Source organism: Peribacillus sp. B65 (assembly GCF_058513295.1).
In genome coordinates this window covers 2,836,265-2,853,869 of record NZ_CP195840.1, presented here as the reverse complement: position 1 = coordinate 2,853,869, position 17,605 = coordinate 2,836,265, and the positions used below count along the sequence as shown (strand labels likewise).

Below are 17,605 nucleotides of genomic sequence, written 5' to 3'. Positions count from 1 at the left end.
GTCTTGATTTATTTTCACAGCCCTTTACAAATTCAGTGTAGGTTGATTTGGAATATTACATTTTCTAAAGACATTTACTCTTGTTTTGTATATCGGTTGGCATAACTTGAAGCGACGAAAGCATTGGGTTTGATTTTCGGTTCCACGCCCATGGATTCCATCCTGGCTACCATTTCTTTTACAAACTCACTGGTTTTGTTCCGCTTTCCAATCCCGATATCAATATGCCCCTCCATCGTGAACGTTGCCCCTTGGTATACAGCAGGCAGGACAATATCGATTAATTGGTTTTTTCTTTCTTCTGTAAACAGTGACACGATCTCCTCCGTTAACGACAATTCTTGGGAAATACGTTCATGTAAATGCAGCATCCTTCTAGGAATCATCACTTTTCTTATACAACCCCATACACCTTTTCCGACCTGCCGTATCACGATGCCCGTAATGAAAACAGTATGTTTTTTATGTACTTGCGAATCTGTACCGACCATTAATCGATAGTTACCGGAAGGGTTCAATTTCATGAACTCAACAATATGAACGAATACCTCTTCAAATGACATGTCTTTTTTCTGAAGATTTTGAAATGGGATGTTATGAAATGGATATTGCTTCATATTATTGCACCCAACCTTTCCCCGGATATAATCAGATTATTAAATCTCATGCCGCTCATAACACATCATATGAAAAAGTTCCTAATTTCGTGCTGTGTGAAGAACCCGCCTTCTAATGAAGATTCAATCATCATTTAAAGCTAATCTCGCTGAATAGATATCACCCCTAGTTTTATTTCTTCTATTTTAAACAAAAAAAGACTGTAGGCAAAAGGAGTTCTATCATAATAGTTATAACAAAGTTGATTGGAGCGTGTGTTCGAGACCCCTGCGGGAAAAGTGTGTGCCTGGAGTGGAAATTAACGGACAAATATTAAAACTGTAAACAAACTCAATTAAATAGTCGTGTTGATCTACAGTCTGGAAGAGAAGCTTAAGCATTAGGCTTCTCTTTTTTTGTATGGAGATAATTGAAAAGTTATTGGAGGTATCTTTGGTATATCTCCTGCCATAACTGAAAAGTTAAACAAGCTTGGGACTACACCTCACCTAAGTAAACCACATTATCATTCGATTTATATAGGAAAAACGAAATGAAATTATTAAATTTTAACCAATAACGACTTCAAAGTATTCACATTTTATAACTTACAAAAAAAGTGTGTAATGTTTTCTGACATAAACAAAGAAATCTTGCTTTTATAAGAGTAAAATAAACGAATATTCAATTAATAAAGTATTGGAGAGATGAAAAGTGAAAATATCTGAATTGAAAAAAAGCGGTCATGCTCCGTCATTATTAGCTTCATTCCTTTATTTTGATATCAGTTTTATGATTTGGGTATTATTAGGTGCACTTGGTGTCTATATTACAAGGGATTTCGGGCTTTCCCCAGCTGAAAAAGGCTTGATTGTGGCTATTCCGATTTTGGGAGGCTCGTTTTTTCGAATCGTCCTAGGTTTTTTGACTGATCGCATCGGCCCGCGGAAAACAGCGATCGGCGGGATGCTTGTTACGATGATTCCGCTTTTTTGGGGTTGGTTATTCGGAGAAAGTTTAGCCGAGCTTTATATAATTGGGATTTTGCTCGGAGTGGCAGGTGCAAGTTTTGCTGCAGCACTTCCAATGGCCAGCCGTTGGTACCCCCCGCATTTGCAGGGTCTAGCGATGGGCATTGCGGGAGCCGGTAACAGCGGAACTCTTTTTGCGACATTGTTTGGACCGCGTATTGCAGAGTCTCTTGGCTGGCATAATGTTATGGGATTGGCTTTGATTCCTTTAACCATCGTGTTTGTCATTTATATTTTAATCGCAAAAGACGCACCATCTCAACCGCCTGCAAAACCGCTCAAGGAATATTTCAATGTATTTAAAATAAGGGATACGTGGTATTTCTGTATTCTTTACAGTGTGACTTTTGGGGGCTTTGTCGGGTTTACAAGCTTTTTAAGCATCTTTTTTGTTGATGAGTATGGGCTAACACGAATTAGGGCTGGGGAATTTGTTACATTATGTGTCATCGCCGGAAGCTTCTTTCGTCCCGTCGGAGGATATATTGCCGATAAAATAGGTGGAGTTAAGCTGCTTATGTTTTTATTTATTGGACTCACATTATGTATGTTTGGGATTAGTTTTCTTTATTCCCTTACTGTCGTTACGATTCTGTTGTTCATCGGAATGCTATTTCTCGGTATGGGCAACGGGGCTGTCTTTCAGTTAGTTCCACAGCGGTTTTCTAAAGAAATTGGTTTTATCACAGGAATTGTAGGAGCTGCCGGAGGTGTTGGCGGATTCTTGGTTCCAAACATACTAGGAACGTTAAAACAGATTACTGGCACATATGCTACAGGATTTTTAGTATTTTCCGCAGTTGGAATCGTGGCGTTGCTTATCCTGGGTCTAGCTCAGCTTTCATGGAAAAAAACGTGGGTACTCGGAAAGAATTCAGTTAAGATTTAGAATTTTGTTTACTAATTATATCGGCTTGTTTCAGTACTTATTTGGGGGGATAAAATGTTTAAACAAAAACTGGTCCTTATAGGGAACGGAATGGCGGGATTACGCTGTGTTGAATCAATTATCAGGAATGATCCGGCTGCTTTTGAGATTACTGTTTTCGGCAGTGAACCACACGTCAACTATAACCGAATCTTATTGTCGACTGTGCTCCAAGGCAACACTTCTTTTGAAGATATTACGATAAATGATCGAAACTGGTATACGAAGAACAATATCCAATTGTTCACAGGGGAAACGGTTGTAAAAATTGATAAAGAGACTCGGAAGTTAAAAACGGACAAAGAACGGGAAGTTTACTACGATAAGCTGATAATTGCCACAGGTTCTGTCCCGTTTATTCTTCCTGTTACCGGTGTTGATAAAGAAGGCGTCATTGCATTTCGGACGATTGAAGATTGCCAAAAGATGATTGAAACTTCACGCAAATATAAAAAAGCTGTCGTTATTGGAGGTGGTTTATTAGGTTTAGAAGCAGCGAGAGGGCTGTTAAACCTTGGTATGGAAGTGCATGTCGTTCATATTGCTGACCATTTAATGGAAAGGCAGCTTGATTCAAAGGCATCACTTTTGCTGCAAAAAGAGTTGGAAAACCAGGGAATGAACTTTCTTTTGAAAAAGGAAACACAGGAGTTAATCGGCAACGAACGTGTAGAGCGCGTCCGTTTTAAAGACGGAACGGAGCTGGAAGCAGATTTGGTCGTTATGGCTGTGGGAGTCAGACCGAATATTCAGTTGGCCAAAGAAAGCGGAATTGATACAAATCGTGCCATTATTGTAAACGATTATTTAGAAACCAGCAGCCCAAATATTTATGCGGTTGGTGAATGTGCTGAACATCAAGGCATTGTTTATGGACTGGTGAAACCTCTATATGAACAGGGTGAAGTGCTGGCAAAGCATATTTGTGAGATGAAATGCAACGGATACCAAGGCTCGGTCCTGTCCACCCAGTTGAAAATATCAGGAGTTGAGTTATTCTCTGTTGGAGATTTCATTGGTGATGTAACAACGAAATCAATCACAACTATTGATGAATTAGATGGTGTTTATAAAAAGGTGGTTTTTCAAGGGGAAAAAATAATAGGTGCTGTGCTGTATGGAGATACAAACATCAGCTCGCGATTACTCGATATGATTTTAAAGCGCCAAGTAGTATCATCAGAGGAAAAGCGTGCACTGTTCCAATCACCAAGTACGGGTGAGGGAATAATCGCTTCGATGTCAAACCATGAAATCATGTGCAATTGTAATGCTGTTTCAAAAGGTGCAATCATTGAAGCTGTTCAAAAAAAGGGATTAACAACAGTGGAACAAGTTAAAGAATGCACAAAGGCTACCGGTTCTTGCGGTGGATGTAAGCCGGCAGTTACCGAGCTTTTGACCTATATTCAAAGTAATCTCTCTACTCAGGATGAGAAACAAACTGCGTTTTGCTCATGTACGACATTAACGGAAGATGAAGTCGTGTATAAAATGCAGCTCCAAGACTTAAAAACTGTCGAAGAAGCGATGGATGTTCTTCAGTGGGGAAATGACGGAGGCTGTTCAACTTGCCGGCCGGCCCTTAGCTATTATTTAGGGATGATTCACCCAGAATACGAGATCAGGCAGCAAACCCTATTCATAAATGAAAAAAAGAATGCAACAGTTCAAAGTGATAATCGATACTCTATTATCCCGCAAATGTACGGCGGGATGACGAATGCGAAAGACTTGCGAAAAATTGCAAATGTTGCAGATAAATATGATATATCTCATGTGGCGGTAACAAGTGAACAAAGGATTCATTTAATGGGTGTGAAAAAAGAAGACCTTCCAGGTGTGTGGGCTGATTTAGACATGCCGTTAAGTTCGAAATATGGTAACACCGTTCAAAACGTCAAAACATGTATCGGTGAGAATGTTTGCTCTTGTGAAAAACAGCAATCCCTTTTACTTGCTGTAGATTTGGAAAAAAGATTGGAGCATGTATCAACACCTTATCGTATTAAGATGGGCATATCTGCTTGTATGCATAACGGTGCAGGATCAACAACGAAAGATATAGGTGTCATGGGCGTTGACAGGGGCTGGGAAATATATGTGGGCGGAAGCAGCGGACGTAATATTCGTGCCGGTGAACTGTTATGTGTAGCCGGGACAAATGATGAAGCAATTGAAATCATCATCGGCTTTATTCAATATTATCGTGAAACAGCCAATTACTTAGAACGGACTTGGCAATGGATTGAACGAGTGGGCTTAATTCATGTTAGAGAAGTTTTGTTTGATAATGAACTTAGCCAGCAACTATCTCAACGATTGGAAATGGCGTAGATGAGTGAATGAACTAAGTGGAATTACCTTTAGATAAACGGATAATGTTTGTATCAGAAGAAATCAAAGAGTAGAGGGTGAGCAGCCTTGACTGAATTATTATTAAAATATTTCCGCGCGAAGCAACAAGAGGTCCAATCAGAAAAACGATATGAAACACAATGTCCATTTTGCAGTATGCAATGTAAGATGCAGCTGTTGGAACAAACAATAGTGACAAGAAAAAAGTATATGACGATTGGAAAAGATAATCCAACCTCAGAGGGGCGCTTATGCATTAAAGGAATGAATGCACACCAACATGCATTGCATAACGACCGAATCAAATACCCATTACTTAAAAAAAATGGTGAATTTATTCGAATATCTTGGGAGGAGGCATTAAATCACATTAAGGAGAATTTCACAAGAATTCAAGCGGAAGATGGTGTAAATGCCTTATCTGTATATGGAAGTGCATCCATTTCAAATGAAGAAGCATATTTGCTTGGAAAATTTGCAAGAGTAGCTTTAAAAACAAAGTATATAGATTATAATGGCCGATTGTGCATGTCCGCAGCTGCTTCGGCAGCAAGCCAAACGTTTGGAATGGACAGGGGCCTAACCAACAGCTTATCAGAGGTTCCGTTCACAAAGTGCATTATCTTGGCGGGCACGAATATTGCGGAATGCCAGCCGACAATCATGCCATACTTCGAAAAAGCGAAACAAAATGGGGCATATATCATTGCTGTAGATCCAAGAGAAACAGCAACAACGAAAATGGCCGACTTACATCTAAAAGTAAAACCAGGGATGGATGCCGCCTTGGCAAACGGATTATTGAAAGTGATCATTGAAGAAGGTTTTACTGATGAAGCATTTATCCGGGACCGTGCAAATGGCTACAACGAAGTTAAAGAGTATGTTACATCTTTAAAGTTGGAGGAAATTGCAGAAATGACAGGGGTGCCTATCGACCAAATTCAAAAAGCGGCTGCAATGTTCGGTAAAGAAGAATCAGGAATGATTTTTACAGCAAGGGGAGTTGAACAGCAAACAGATGGTTCGGCCGCCGTTCGTAATTTTCTTAATATTCTTATTGCTACAGGGAAAATTGGAAAAGTGAATTCCGGTTATGGAGCTATCACTGGACAGGGAAATGGGCAGGGAGCAAGAGAACATGGCCAAAAGGCTGACCAGCTGCCGGGGTATCGTATGATTGAAAATGAGGAACATAGATTACATATTGCAAGAATATGGGGAATTGATGAAGCCGATTTGCCGCGTAAAGGCGTATCGGCATACGAATTGATAGAGAAGATAAATGAAGGTGAAATTACAGGCATGTTTTTAATGTGTTCCAATCCAATTGTTTCAAATCCCAATGCTAACTTTGTCAAAAAGGCTTTGAAAAAATTAAAGTTTCTTGTCGCAGTAGACATGTTCGTTTCTGAAACTGCTAGATTGGCAGATTTAATTTTACCTACTTCGTCTTATTTAGAGGATGAAGGAACGATGACAAATTTAGAAGGACGGGTGACCTTGCGGGAAGCCAGTTTTTCCTCCCCTGGGGAAGTGAAGCATGATTGGCAAATCATTTGTGATATAGCAAAAGCTCTTGGAAAAGAGGAGTATTTCCCCTTTCAATCTGCGAAAGAGATTTTCGAAGAATTGAGAGTGGCAAGCCGCGGGGGGACCGCTGATTATTATGGTATAACATATGATCGATTAAGAAAAGAAGGAGGCATATTGTGGCCATGCCCAACCATTGACCATAAAGGGACAAAAAGGTTATTCGAAAAGTCCTTTGCCCATCCGGATGGAAAGGCGGCCATGGTTGTGGTTAATAATGTGCCTCTTGTTCCAAAAGAACAGCCATGTACGGATTTCCCCCTTTATTTAACAACAGGGAGAATCATGTCACATTATTTAACAGGAGTACAAACGAGAAAAAGCTCATCATTAGCCGCAAGAAATTTCGAATCATATATGGAAATCCATCCGGAAACAGCAAAGAAATATCATATTCCAGACAATACATTGGTGAAAATCGAATCAAGGCGGGGAAGTATTGTTGTAAGAAGCAAATGGTCAGCAACCATTCGCCATGATACAATTTTCGTTCCTTTTCATTGGGCAGACTCACAAAATGTCAATCGCCTCGTTTCACAGGATTTAGACCCGACATGCAAAATGCCTGGCTTTAAAGTCAGTGCTGTAAAAGTTCATCCAATAGTTGAGTTAACGTCTCATTAAGGGAGGTTTTCTTCCCGTTCATCATAATGTATTTTTGGTTTTATCATAATTGAACAGCAGAGCCTAATTACACAGGGCTTTCATGACTAAACAACAAAAGGGGAAAAAGGATGCAAAAAGGTAAGGTCTATATTGTTGGTGCCGGACCTGGTGATCCGGACTTAATTACTGTCAAGGCAATCAAATGCATCGCGGAAGCGGATGTCATCTTGTATGATCGATTGGTAAATCGTGAATTGCTTTTATACGGTAAACCTGAAGCTGAATATATTTATTGCGGTAAAGCGCCTGGTAAACATTATGTCCCTCAAGAGGACATTCACCAATTGTTAATTAGTAAATCAATGGAGGGAAAAACGATTGTTCGTCTAAAAGGGGGAGATCCTTTCATCTTTGGACGAGGCGGTGAGGAAGCAGAAGTACTAGTGAAGCACGGAATTCAATTTGAAATAGTTCCTGGAATCACGTCTGGAATCGCTGCGCCAGCTTATGCTGGAATTCCCGTGACTCACAGGGAATGGGGGAGTTCCTTCGCAATTGTCACGGGACACTGCGTGACCGGCAAACCTGATAACATCAATTGGCATCATTTGGCACATGGTGTTGACACCATTGCAATTTATATGGGTATTAAAAACCTGCCATATATCTGTAAACAATTACAATCCTGCGGAAAGAAGCCTGAAACCGCCATCGCTGTCATTGAACAAGGAACGACAGGTTTTCAACGAACTTTTACAGGAACAATCGACTCAATAGTGGGGATTATTACAAGAGAGCAGGTTGCCAATCCCGCAATGATTGTAATAGGAGAAGTGGTGAAATTATCCGAGAAGCTATCATGGTTTTCAGAGAAGACAAAAGATAAGGAGTTCGCTTAGAAGAGGAATGATTACCCCAAAAACTTTTACTGTAATGAAAATGAAAACTGGACATGAAAGTCATCATGTCCAGTTTTTATAGATGTAAAGTGAATTTGTTACCTGGCTAATCGAAGTTTGAAATATGCATAGTTACGGTATGTAGTGAATCGGCTTATAATTACGGTTGCTTAGCGAAAATCAATTGCGTAGGCCAAAGTGTGCATTTAATTGGCCCTGCAGCATTTTTTTTCGCATTTTTTCCTGTTCAATTTTTCTGTTCTCTTTTAATTTTTCCTGCCTAATTTCATTGGTTTGCACTCCATCCTCTATTTTATCGGCAATTTCCACTAATGCCTTAACGTCGGAAAAAGAGTATTTACGGTTACCCCCCTTAGATCTTTCGGGGAAAACGAGTTTTCTTTCTTCATAGTAACGGATTTGTCTATCGGATAGTCCGGTTAATTCTCTGACCACCCCTATGGAAATTACTTTTCTGTCTAAATAAGTTTCATTTTGCTGGACGATGAAAATCACCTCATTTTGGATTTATGCTAGATCAATAAGGATATTATATCCTAATTTTCTGAATATTTGTAATAAAAACTAACATTAATTATTAATTTTTAAAAACTATGTAAGATTTTATTACACACTTGTGGCGATAAAAAGTGACGTCACCTATAATCAATCATATCATCCTTTCAAAAAAATCTTATTGGAGGACAAAACATGGCTAAGCAGAAATTGGCACTCATTGGGAATGGTATGGCTGGAGTAAGATGTATAGAAGAAATTTTGAAAATTCAACCGGAAAGGTTTGAGGTGACTGTCTTCGGAAGTGAGCCGCATCCGAATTATGATCGAATCCAACTATCGAATGTATTGCAAGGGGCTACGACGATAGATGATATAACAATAAATGATTGGAACTGGTACAAAGAAAACAATATTACACTTTTTTCAGGTGAAACTGTCACGAACATCGACACCACTAAGCAAATCATATATTCAGATGCAAATCGTGAAGTCGCATATGATCGATTAATTTTAGCTACCGGATCAATTCCATTCATTTTACCGATAAACGGAGCTGATAAAAAAGGAGTGACAGCCTTTCGAAATATTGAAGACTGTGAAAAAATGATCGAATATTCAAAAAATAACAAAAAGGCTGCTGTCATTGGTGGAGGATTACTGGGTCTTGAAGCAGCCAGGGGTCTTTTGAATCTAGGTATGCAGGTAGATGTTATTCACCTTTCGGAATATTTGATGGATAGACAGTTAGATCCAGCAGCAGGAAAAATGCTGCAAAGGGAACTTGAAAGCCAGGGGATGAATTTTTATCTTGGGAAACAGACTCAGGAGGTTTTAGGTGAAATTGATGTCAAAGGATTGCGCTTTAGTGATGGCGAGGAAATCAGCGCTGATTTAGTGGTCATGGCCGTTGGGATTAAGCCAAATGTTGCTATGGCCCAAGATTGCGGCATCCCTGTCAATCGAGGAATTATCGTGAACGATTATATGGAGACAAGAATCCCGAATATTTTTGCAGTCGGTGAATGTGCGGAACACCGTGAAATGGTATATGGTTTGGTCGCTCCCCTATATGAACAGGGCAAAGTATTGGCCAAAAGGATTTGCGGCCTCGAAGACAAAGCTTACGAGGGTTCAGTGCTGTCTACTAAGTTAAAAATATCTGGTGTTGATGTATTTTCGGCTGGAGAAATTTTCGAGGATGAACAAGCTAAATCAATCAAGGAATTTAATGAATGGAATGGCACTTACAAAAAAGTAATGATTCGAAATGGAAAAATTTCTGGTGCGGTATTATTCGGGGATACAAAGGAAAGCAATAACCTATTGAGCATGATCAATAAAAATGCCGAGGTTTCCGAATATTTAAACGCTGGAACGAGTGAAACTAGTGTTAGTCTTGTCACTGCGATGTCAAATGAGGAAATCATCTGTGGTTGTAATGGAGTAACCAAGGGCGATATTATGACGGCTATCGAATCTAATGGGTTAACAAGTATTGAGGAAGTAAAAGGCTGCACAAGTGCTTCGAGATCATGCGGAGGGTGTAAGCCGTTAGTCGGTGATATTCTCGAGCTGACATTAGGCGCTGAATTCAGTAAGTCAAACCAGAAGGAATCCATATGCACGTGCACCACATTATCCAGAGATGAGGTTGTTGCTGAAATACGCGAAAAAAATCTGACCCATACTCGGGAAGTCATGAATGTTCTCGGCTGGAATACAAGTGATGGTTGCTCGAAGTGTAAACCGGCACTGAACTATTACTTAGGCATGATCCATCCTGTTGAATATGAAGATGAAAAAGAATCCCGCTATGTCAATGAAAGGCTACATGCAAATATTCAAAAGGATGGTACATTTTCCGTTGTGCCAAGAATGTATGGAGGTGTCACTAATCCTGATCAATTACGGAAAATAGCAAATGTTGCCGATAAGTATAATGTTAAGTTACTTAAGGTTACAGGCGGGCAAAGAATAGATTTGTTCGGCGTTGAAAAAGAAGACCTTCCAAAAGTATGGGCTGACTTGGATATGCCTTCTGGATATGCTTATGGAAAAACCCTTCGAACTGTGAAAACATGCGTCGGTGAAAACTTTTGCCGCTTTGGCACCCAAGATTCAATTGGGCTGGGCGTTGCCCTGGAGAAGAAATTTGAACGTGTAGGCACACCGCATAAGGTTAAGATGGCTGTGTCGGCATGTCCTCGTAATTGTGCTGAATCCGGTATCAAAGATCTTGGTGTTGTCGGAGTGGACGGTGCATGGGAAATTTATATTGGCGGCAACGGCGGAACCCATTTAAGAGCTGCTGAATTATTATGCAAAGTGAAAACAAGTGATGAGGTAATTGAAATTACGGGTGCATACATCCAACATTATCGAGAGACTGCCAATTATTTAGAAAGAACATCTGTCTGGGTTGAGCGTGTAGGGTTCGATACCATTAAGGCGATTATTGGTGATAAGCAAAAAAGGATGGAGCTTAATCAACGCTTGGATGAGGCCTTATCCGTATTGCAAGAACCGTGGAAAGAAATCATTGAGAGCAATGCAATCCAAACCGGTTTATTCCAAAAAGTGAAAATTCCAGCTATATCAAATAAATGAATATGGGGGCAGCCTAAATGGGGAAAACTCTTCAAAAGATAAAGGTTTCAACAGTAAATGAGATGCCAAAAAACCTGGGGAAAACAGTAACCATAGGCTCTCATGAAATTGCTCTTTTTCATTTGGCAAATGGTGAATTCCGGGCAATTGAAAATCGTTGCCCACATAAAGGTGGGGTTCTAGTGGAAGGCATTGTAAGTGGTGATCACGTCTTTTGCCCGATGCATGACTGGAAAATCAGTGTCAAGAATGGAGAAGTCCAAAAACCTGATAATGGTTGCGTTAGGACATTCAATGTTGAAATAGAAGATGATAATGTTTATATCGTTTTATAACCAGCTGCTCTGGATAGTCTCTTATACTATCCATCTTGTAGACAAAAGGGTTCTATCTAAAAGTTAAAACAAGTTGATTGGATCGGGTGTTCGAGACTCCTGCGGGAAAAGCACGTCCAGGGGAGACCCCGCGCAAAGGCGCCGAGGAGGCTCCCGGACCGCCCGCAGAAAGCGAGTGCTGGAGGCAACATTCATTGCACAAACCATAAAAAAACTAAAGACAGACTCGATTTTCATTGAGTTTGTCTACAGTCTGCTGGATAGTCTCTAAGACTATCCATTTTTTCTTTGCTGTGTTTTGAACTAAATTTCCCTGGCAGAATAATTGATAAATATTTCCAAAGGCAATATACTTTCTAGTATAGGAATTCCTTTATTAAAACGAATGAATGTAAGCGATTTCGATGAACAAATGAATAAAGTTATAGGGGAAGGTTGGCGTTTTTATGAACAAATTATCTGTTGGCGTTTTTACCTTTATGCTGTATTTTGTTCCTTTATCAAATACACCTGGAATAGCAGAAGAAAAACCAGATTACAAGCTTTATGTAATGGCCCCATTGGGTGAAATAACAGATTGGGAGGCATTTGAAGCACAGTTAACCCAGTTGAAGGAAAATGGAGTATATGCAATAACGACAGATATTTGGTGGGGATTAGTCGAGAGTAAAAAAGATAATCAGTTTGATTGGACTTATTATAAAAAATACGCTGAAACCGTAAAAGCTTCTGGTTTAAAATGGGTGCCCATTTTGTCTACACATCAATGCGGCGGTAATGTGGGGGATGATTGCAACTATCCCATCCCGAGTTGGCTCTGGAATAAAGACACTCTAGAAAACATGGCATTCAAGAGTGAAAGTGGTTTCTGGAATAAGGAGGTACTTGCTCCATGGTGGGAAGGTACAGCCGATCAGTACAACGAATTGTATAAATCCTTTGCAGTGAACTTTGCTGATAAGAAGGATTTAATAGCTAAAATATATTTAAGTGCAGGGCCAGCTGGGGAACTAAGATACCCCTCCTATCAAAATGCTGATGGCTGGGAATATCCTGAAAGGGGAAAGCTCCAAGCTTATACAGAAGGAGCGAAACGTGATTTCAGGCTTAACATGAGAGAAAAATATTCAACAATAAAAAAATTAAATGCTGCCTGGGGCAAAACGTATAAAAACTGGAAAGAGGTTCAGCCGCCAGGAAATGGGGATGAATTTTTCACCAGGGGCGGAGCAATCGACACTCAATTTGGATACGACTTTATGCAGTGGTATCAAGGTGCACTCGAAAAGCATCTTGCAAAAATCTCTAAATTTGCCCATAAACATTTTGATGAAGTCTTTGGCGTTCCAATTGGAGCTAAAATCTCAGGCGTCCATTGGAAAATGAATGATCCAGTACTGCCGCATTCAGCAGAGTATAGTGCAGGGTATTATAACTACTCCCAATTATTGAATCAATTTAAAAAATCGAAGATGGCCCTCACGTTCACCTGTTTGGAAATGGGAAATCAAGATGCACATACTGCGCCTTCATATAGCGCTCCTAAGACGTTGGTGACCCATATTGCTTCTTTGGCTAATGAAAAAGGAATTTCATTAAACGGGGAAAATGCACTCCCGCTGATCAACAATGAAGCGGGCTTTGACAATATAGCAGAAATGGTTTTTAACCATGATTTTGAGGGATTTACCTTGCTAAGGATGTCCTATTTATTCGACGATGAAGGAAATCCAACAAATGAGTTCAGGATGATGGCTGATAAATTGAAAGGCATGTCCATTCCAGTTACATTCACAGTTGAAAATGTACCTGCCACACATGGAGTTTACTTAATTGGGGATAGAGGAGAAATAGGCAGATGGAATCCTGAGGATTACGAATATAAACTCACTCAAAGCACAGAAGGCAGCTGGAGTGGAACATTTCTATTAGCCGAAAATCGATTTTATGAATTCAAGTTCGTCCTAAAAGATGAAAATGGCAATATCACATGGCAAGATGGGGAAAATAATAGTTATAAAACTCCTTTGAGTGGAGAAGGAAACTATAAAACTGCTTGGTAAATGAAGAAATGATGTCTTTCATTTTGCAAGCTTAAAATGTTTCTATCGAAATTTTAAAACCATTATATCCAAAAATGGCGGTTCGAAAAGCTCTCACAACCATGTTCTATAGGTAAACTTAGTTATCCATCTTGTTTTTTACACATAAATATATGGATGAACCCCTGAATAGATTGAAGAAATTTGCGACACTCCTGCCGAAAAACTGGCTAGCCGAGACCCCACAGACGCTCGCGTCGAGAAGGCTTGGCAGGCAGTCAGCGGAAAGGTAGCGGATTTCTGAAATCACCTGGAATGTTTTTTTTTGAGTGTTTCAATCTAAAATTTAATACAAAGGTCGATTGGAACCAGTGTTCGAAACTCCCGCGGGAAGGGCGCGTCCTGAGGCGCACTGGGCGCAAGACCACCCATGGAAAGCGAGTGCCTTAAGGCCAATGTTCAAATTTTACAGTATGACTAACTAATTAGGTATTGTGGGAAGAATATAAGGTATGGAAAGTCATCAAAAGTTAGAGTTTAAGAAATCCAGAAGCCCAGTGCACTGTATATTTACGCACTGACCCCATTGGGGAAATATTTTTTAATACTTAAATGAAATGCATTTACGTTAAATGGAAATACGGACTATTTTTAGAACAGAACAAAACAACAAGAAAGGGAGGAATTGAAATATATGAAGACAATGATTACATGGACAGGGGAACTGGCATTTTCTGGCACAACTCCGTCGGGACATGAAATTAAGATGGATGCTGCCGAAGAAGCAGGAGGAAAAAATAGCGGAGCCAGACCCACGGAGTTACTTTTACATTCTCTTGCTGGGTGCACAGGTATTGATATTGTAATGATATTAAAAAAAATGCGATTTGAAACAAAGGCCTTTCAAATAGAAATAGAAGGGGCACGATCGGAAAATCATCCTAAACGGTTTACCGATTTTCATATTCACTATTTATTAGAGGGTGATCTGCCTGAAGATAAAGTGGTCCGTGCAATTCAATTATCAAAAAATACGTACTGTTCAGTATATCACTCATTAAATGCCAACATTAAAATCAGCTATTCGATAAATGGTGTTAAAGGAAAACAAGAATTATAATTTAATGGCTTTAACTGAAAGTAGTTTATTCATTTTTCATATAAGAAAAACAGCCTTCATTTCATAATCAAATGGAGGCTGTTTTCGACTGAAATGAACATCCTTGTTTCACGGATAATCATCAATACCAAAACGTGCAAATCTCAGAAAATAATCCCTCTACATGTTAATCCTAGTCGTATTTTTAAAAAAAATCATTCTCCAATTTATTTTCAAGGTAACATAACTCCATTTTTTAGAAGGAAAGGGTTTATTTAGTCAGCAAGTAATCAAAATGTAATGGTTTGTCATTGGAATGCCCTTGATGTTATGAGTTTATCCATATAAACTTTAGATACTATTGAGGAGTGGTTAAGTTGAAAGAGATAACAATTGACAAATTAATTTTTAAAAATCATTTATCGATGATTGAACAATATTCATTGAAAGATTTCATGTTTAAGTGGCTCGGCAGCCCTGAAGAAGGATTAGATGATCTTCTTCCGCTTACATACACAGATCAAGTTTTTGCAAAAATGGAAACGACATTGGAGACAAAAATAAAGATTCACGGCGAAGAAACCTTCAGATATGTCACCATTACGGAAGATAATCAAATTGTAATAGGGGGCTTAGACTCGAATCAAGAGTTAAAGTTTAGAATTGTGTCCCTGGAGGAGCGATTGAAAAGCTACTAAAACTTTAGACTTAGCATTCTATACTTATCAAACTGAATCATATTTTTTAGATAAATAATTAAGGCCGTTCCTGTTTTTTAAGGAACGGTCTTTTTAAGGTATTTTTATTTTATTCACCATGTTAAGAGCAGCGTCAATACCATATAGGGTTGTTAACTGTTAAAGGAAGCCTTTACCTTATGCCAGTTCAGCGAGTAATTCTATAAACTCGCGTTATTTCTGGATTAATTTAACAAAATAAAACGATTAATGGTTTCTCTTAGTGTATTATAAAGTAATGAAGTCGATTAAATTAATTGGGGGGATTTGAGATGAGCGAGATGTTGAAAAGTTCGATAAAAATGCTTTTGAAAGAAACGTTTGAAGGACCGGGAAATGATGGGAGCTATTATACAGATTCAAGACCGAATACAGGGATTTTTGGGACACTTGATGGTTTAACCGCAGAAGACGCTTCACGTTCCATAAATGGATCAACCATTGCTGCTCACTCAGACCACACACGGTATTATTTATGGGTAATCCGAACAATGATTAGTGGCACAGACTTTGAAAAAGACTGGGACGCAAGCTGGACCATTGCTCAAGTTGATGAGGTGAAATGGGCGGAAATAAGGGAGGGATTACATAAGGAATATGTAACTCTTTTCAAAGAAATCGATACAATCGATTTAGGAAAATGGCTGACAAATGTAAATGCGACCATTGCCCACTCAGCTTATCATCTTGGAGCATTACGTCAAATGTTAAAAAGTCTTGAAATAGACAAATAATTTATTATATCGAGGGTTTGTAATTGATTTCCTCTTCAGGCACTCGCTTTCCGCGGGCGGTCCGGGAGCTTTCTCGGCGCCTTTGCGCCTACGGGATCTCCCCTGGACTAGCTTTTCCCGCAGAAGTCTCGCACACCCGCTCAAATCAATATGAAAGCTGAATTTAAAATTTGTCCACCATTAATTCCCCCGTATCACCCTCACCCTCTGGATTTCCTCCTATCAAATGTGTCTCATATCTGCTTTCGGATATCGGGGGATATACTTCCTTTCTCGAATGATACGATCATAATCTCTACCCAATTTGTCTAGTGAATCAAGGAATAATAAACCTCCGCCCTCGCGGATGATTAAGAGCATTGCCTGATATTGAGGCCGGTTAAATTCTTTCCACTTTGCTTATCAATGAGGATATATCGCTGCTTACTTCCAAGTTTACGAAGTTTTTTAGGATGCCCGTTTTCGATTCTGATCTTTTGCAAAAAAAGCGGCTAACAATTGGTTATTTATGTATAAGTGTTAGTTTCTTAACAAATGTACTGTATCAAACAGGGAAATTTAGTTGTAAAAGGATTTAATAAGGTTGAAGCTTAATCTATTGAACAACTAGTAAATAAGGAACCTATATACTTGATGATAGGAGAATAAAACAAATACCATGTGTCAATACTAAAATTGACAGGACACCAATTGGTGTCATATAATAAAAGACACCAATCGGTGTCCAATTAAAAGGGGGGGGTGATTTTGAACGAGAAAAATCAAGAGCGTGATATTTATGCAGCCATCGCTGACCCAACAAGACGTAAATTGCTACGTTTGTTGGCGGACGTGGAAGAATTGCCACTCAATGAGTTGACTATACATTTTGAAATGGGCCGTACTGCGGTTTCAAAGCATTTGACAATCCTTAAAGAGGCTGGTCTCGTAATCAGCAGAAAGATCGGCAGGGAAACGCGTTATCGGCTGAATGCTGCCCCGTTGAGGGAAATTGAGGATTGGGTATCGTTTTATAGGAAATTCTGGAGTGAAAGAATGCTGCTTTTAAACCAAATATTAGAGGAGGAACAAAAGATGAATTTAACAGTATCACAAGATTTTAATTTTAAGAGCCCAATCGAGAAGGTGTGGCTCGCCTTAACGGATGCAAATACTCTTGCGAAGTGGGTAATGGCTAATGATATTAAACCTGTCGTCGGACATAAATTTCAGTTCCGGAATGAACAGTGGAATTTAGTTATCGATTCCGAAGTTCTTGAAGTTGAGGAGCCTTATAGATTATCTTACACTTGGGTAGGTGGCGGGATAAACACTACAGTCACATGGACATTAAAGCACGAGGATGGAACAACCTATTTACATCTTGAACAATCAGGATTCGAAAAAGAAGATCAAGCGTTCAATGGTGCGAAATATGGTTGGGCGAAAATGGGCGAAGATCTTAATAAATTGTTAGAGGAAATGTAAGATCAAATCTCTGAACCTGTTTTTTAGTTTTTAGCTAACGCATAAGAAAAGCA

At 39.3% G+C, this 17,605-nt stretch carries 13 protein-coding genes and 1 pseudogene; 12 read left to right on the top strand and 2 right to left on the bottom strand.

What is annotated here, in order from left to right; translation table 11 throughout:
* Positions 1-74 precede the first annotated feature (74 nt).
* A complete protein-coding gene (locus ACSR9O_RS13975; RefSeq protein WP_230175939.1) occupies positions 75-617 on the bottom strand; it encodes a ribonuclease H-like YkuK family protein in 543 nt (180 codons plus the stop codon).
* Between the two features lie 694 nt (positions 618-1,311).
* Between ACSR9O_RS13975 and ACSR9O_RS13970 the strand changes: the two genes are divergently transcribed.
* From ACSR9O_RS13970 to cobA, 4 genes are all read left to right on the top strand, one after another.
* Positions 1,312-2,517, top strand: coding sequence for a nitrate/nitrite transporter (locus ACSR9O_RS13970; RefSeq protein ID WP_491724553.1), 1,206 nt, complete (start codon positions 1,312-1,314; stop codon positions 2,515-2,517).
* 54 nt (positions 2,518-2,571) lie between these two features.
* Complete coding sequence (gene nirB / locus ACSR9O_RS13965) at positions 2,572-4,893, top strand: nitrite reductase large subunit NirB (protein WP_491724552.1); 2,322 nt, start codon at positions 2,572-2,574, stop codon at positions 4,891-4,893.
* 87 nt (positions 4,894-4,980) lie between these two features.
* Positions 4,981-7,131: an assimilatory nitrate reductase catalytic subunit NasC gene (nasC, locus tag ACSR9O_RS13960; RefSeq protein WP_491724551.1), complete on the top strand. Its 2,151-nt coding sequence runs from the start codon at positions 4,981-4,983 to the stop codon at positions 7,129-7,131.
* Positions 7,132-7,241: 110 nt separating this feature from the next.
* The gene (gene cobA, locus ACSR9O_RS13955) at positions 7,242-8,012 is read left to right on the top strand and encodes a uroporphyrinogen-III C-methyltransferase (RefSeq protein WP_434166956.1); all 771 of its coding nucleotides are present in this window, start codon (positions 7,242-7,244) and stop codon (positions 8,010-8,012) included.
* Between the two features lie 180 nt (positions 8,013-8,192).
* Here the strand turns inward: cobA and ACSR9O_RS13950 are convergent, their stop codons facing one another.
* Positions 8,193-8,528, bottom strand: a complete 336-nt coding sequence (locus ACSR9O_RS13950; RefSeq protein WP_491724550.1) for a MerR family transcriptional regulator — start codon at positions 8,526-8,528, stop codon at positions 8,193-8,195.
* Positions 8,529-8,723: 195 nt separating this feature from the next.
* Here ACSR9O_RS13950 and nirB (ACSR9O_RS13945) point away from each other — a divergent pair, with 195 nt between their 5' ends.
* From nirB (ACSR9O_RS13945) to ACSR9O_RS13910, 8 genes and pseudogenes are all read left to right on the top strand, one after another.
* Entirely contained in the window at positions 8,724-11,138 is a 2,415-nt protein-coding gene (gene nirB / locus ACSR9O_RS13945) for a nitrite reductase large subunit NirB (RefSeq protein ID WP_491724549.1), read from the top strand.
* Positions 11,139-11,155: 17 nt separating this feature from the next.
* A complete protein-coding gene (gene nirD / locus ACSR9O_RS13940) occupies positions 11,156-11,473 on the top strand; it encodes a nitrite reductase small subunit NirD (RefSeq protein WP_101222192.1) in 318 nt (105 codons plus the stop codon).
* A gap of 446 nt (positions 11,474-11,919) precedes the next feature.
* Entirely contained in the window at positions 11,920-13,536 is a 1,617-nt protein-coding gene (locus ACSR9O_RS13935; RefSeq protein WP_491724548.1) for a family 14 glycosylhydrolase, read from the top strand.
* 673 nt (positions 13,537-14,209) lie between these two features.
* On the top strand, positions 14,210-14,635 hold the full coding sequence (locus ACSR9O_RS13930; protein WP_101222189.1) for an OsmC family protein: 426 nt from the start codon (positions 14,210-14,212) through the stop codon (positions 14,633-14,635).
* A gap of 356 nt (positions 14,636-14,991) precedes the next feature.
* Complete coding sequence (locus ACSR9O_RS13925) at positions 14,992-15,312, top strand: hypothetical protein (RefSeq protein WP_063593579.1); 321 nt, start codon at positions 14,992-14,994, stop codon at positions 15,310-15,312.
* A gap of 311 nt (positions 15,313-15,623) precedes the next feature.
* Positions 15,624-16,085 carry a hypothetical protein gene (locus tag ACSR9O_RS13920; protein ID WP_230175945.1) on the top strand — a complete coding sequence of 154 codons (462 nt, stop codon included), beginning with the start codon at positions 15,624-15,626 and terminating at the stop codon, positions 16,083-16,085.
* 747 nt (positions 16,086-16,832) lie between these two features.
* Positions 16,833-17,159, top strand: a pseudogene (locus ACSR9O_RS13915) (ArsR/SmtB family transcription factor); the annotation flags it as partial.
* Positions 17,160-17,552, top strand: a complete 393-nt coding sequence (locus ACSR9O_RS13910; RefSeq protein ID WP_232782906.1) for an SRPBCC family protein — start codon at positions 17,160-17,162, stop codon at positions 17,550-17,552.
* The last annotated feature ends 53 nt before the right edge of the window (positions 17,553-17,605 follow it).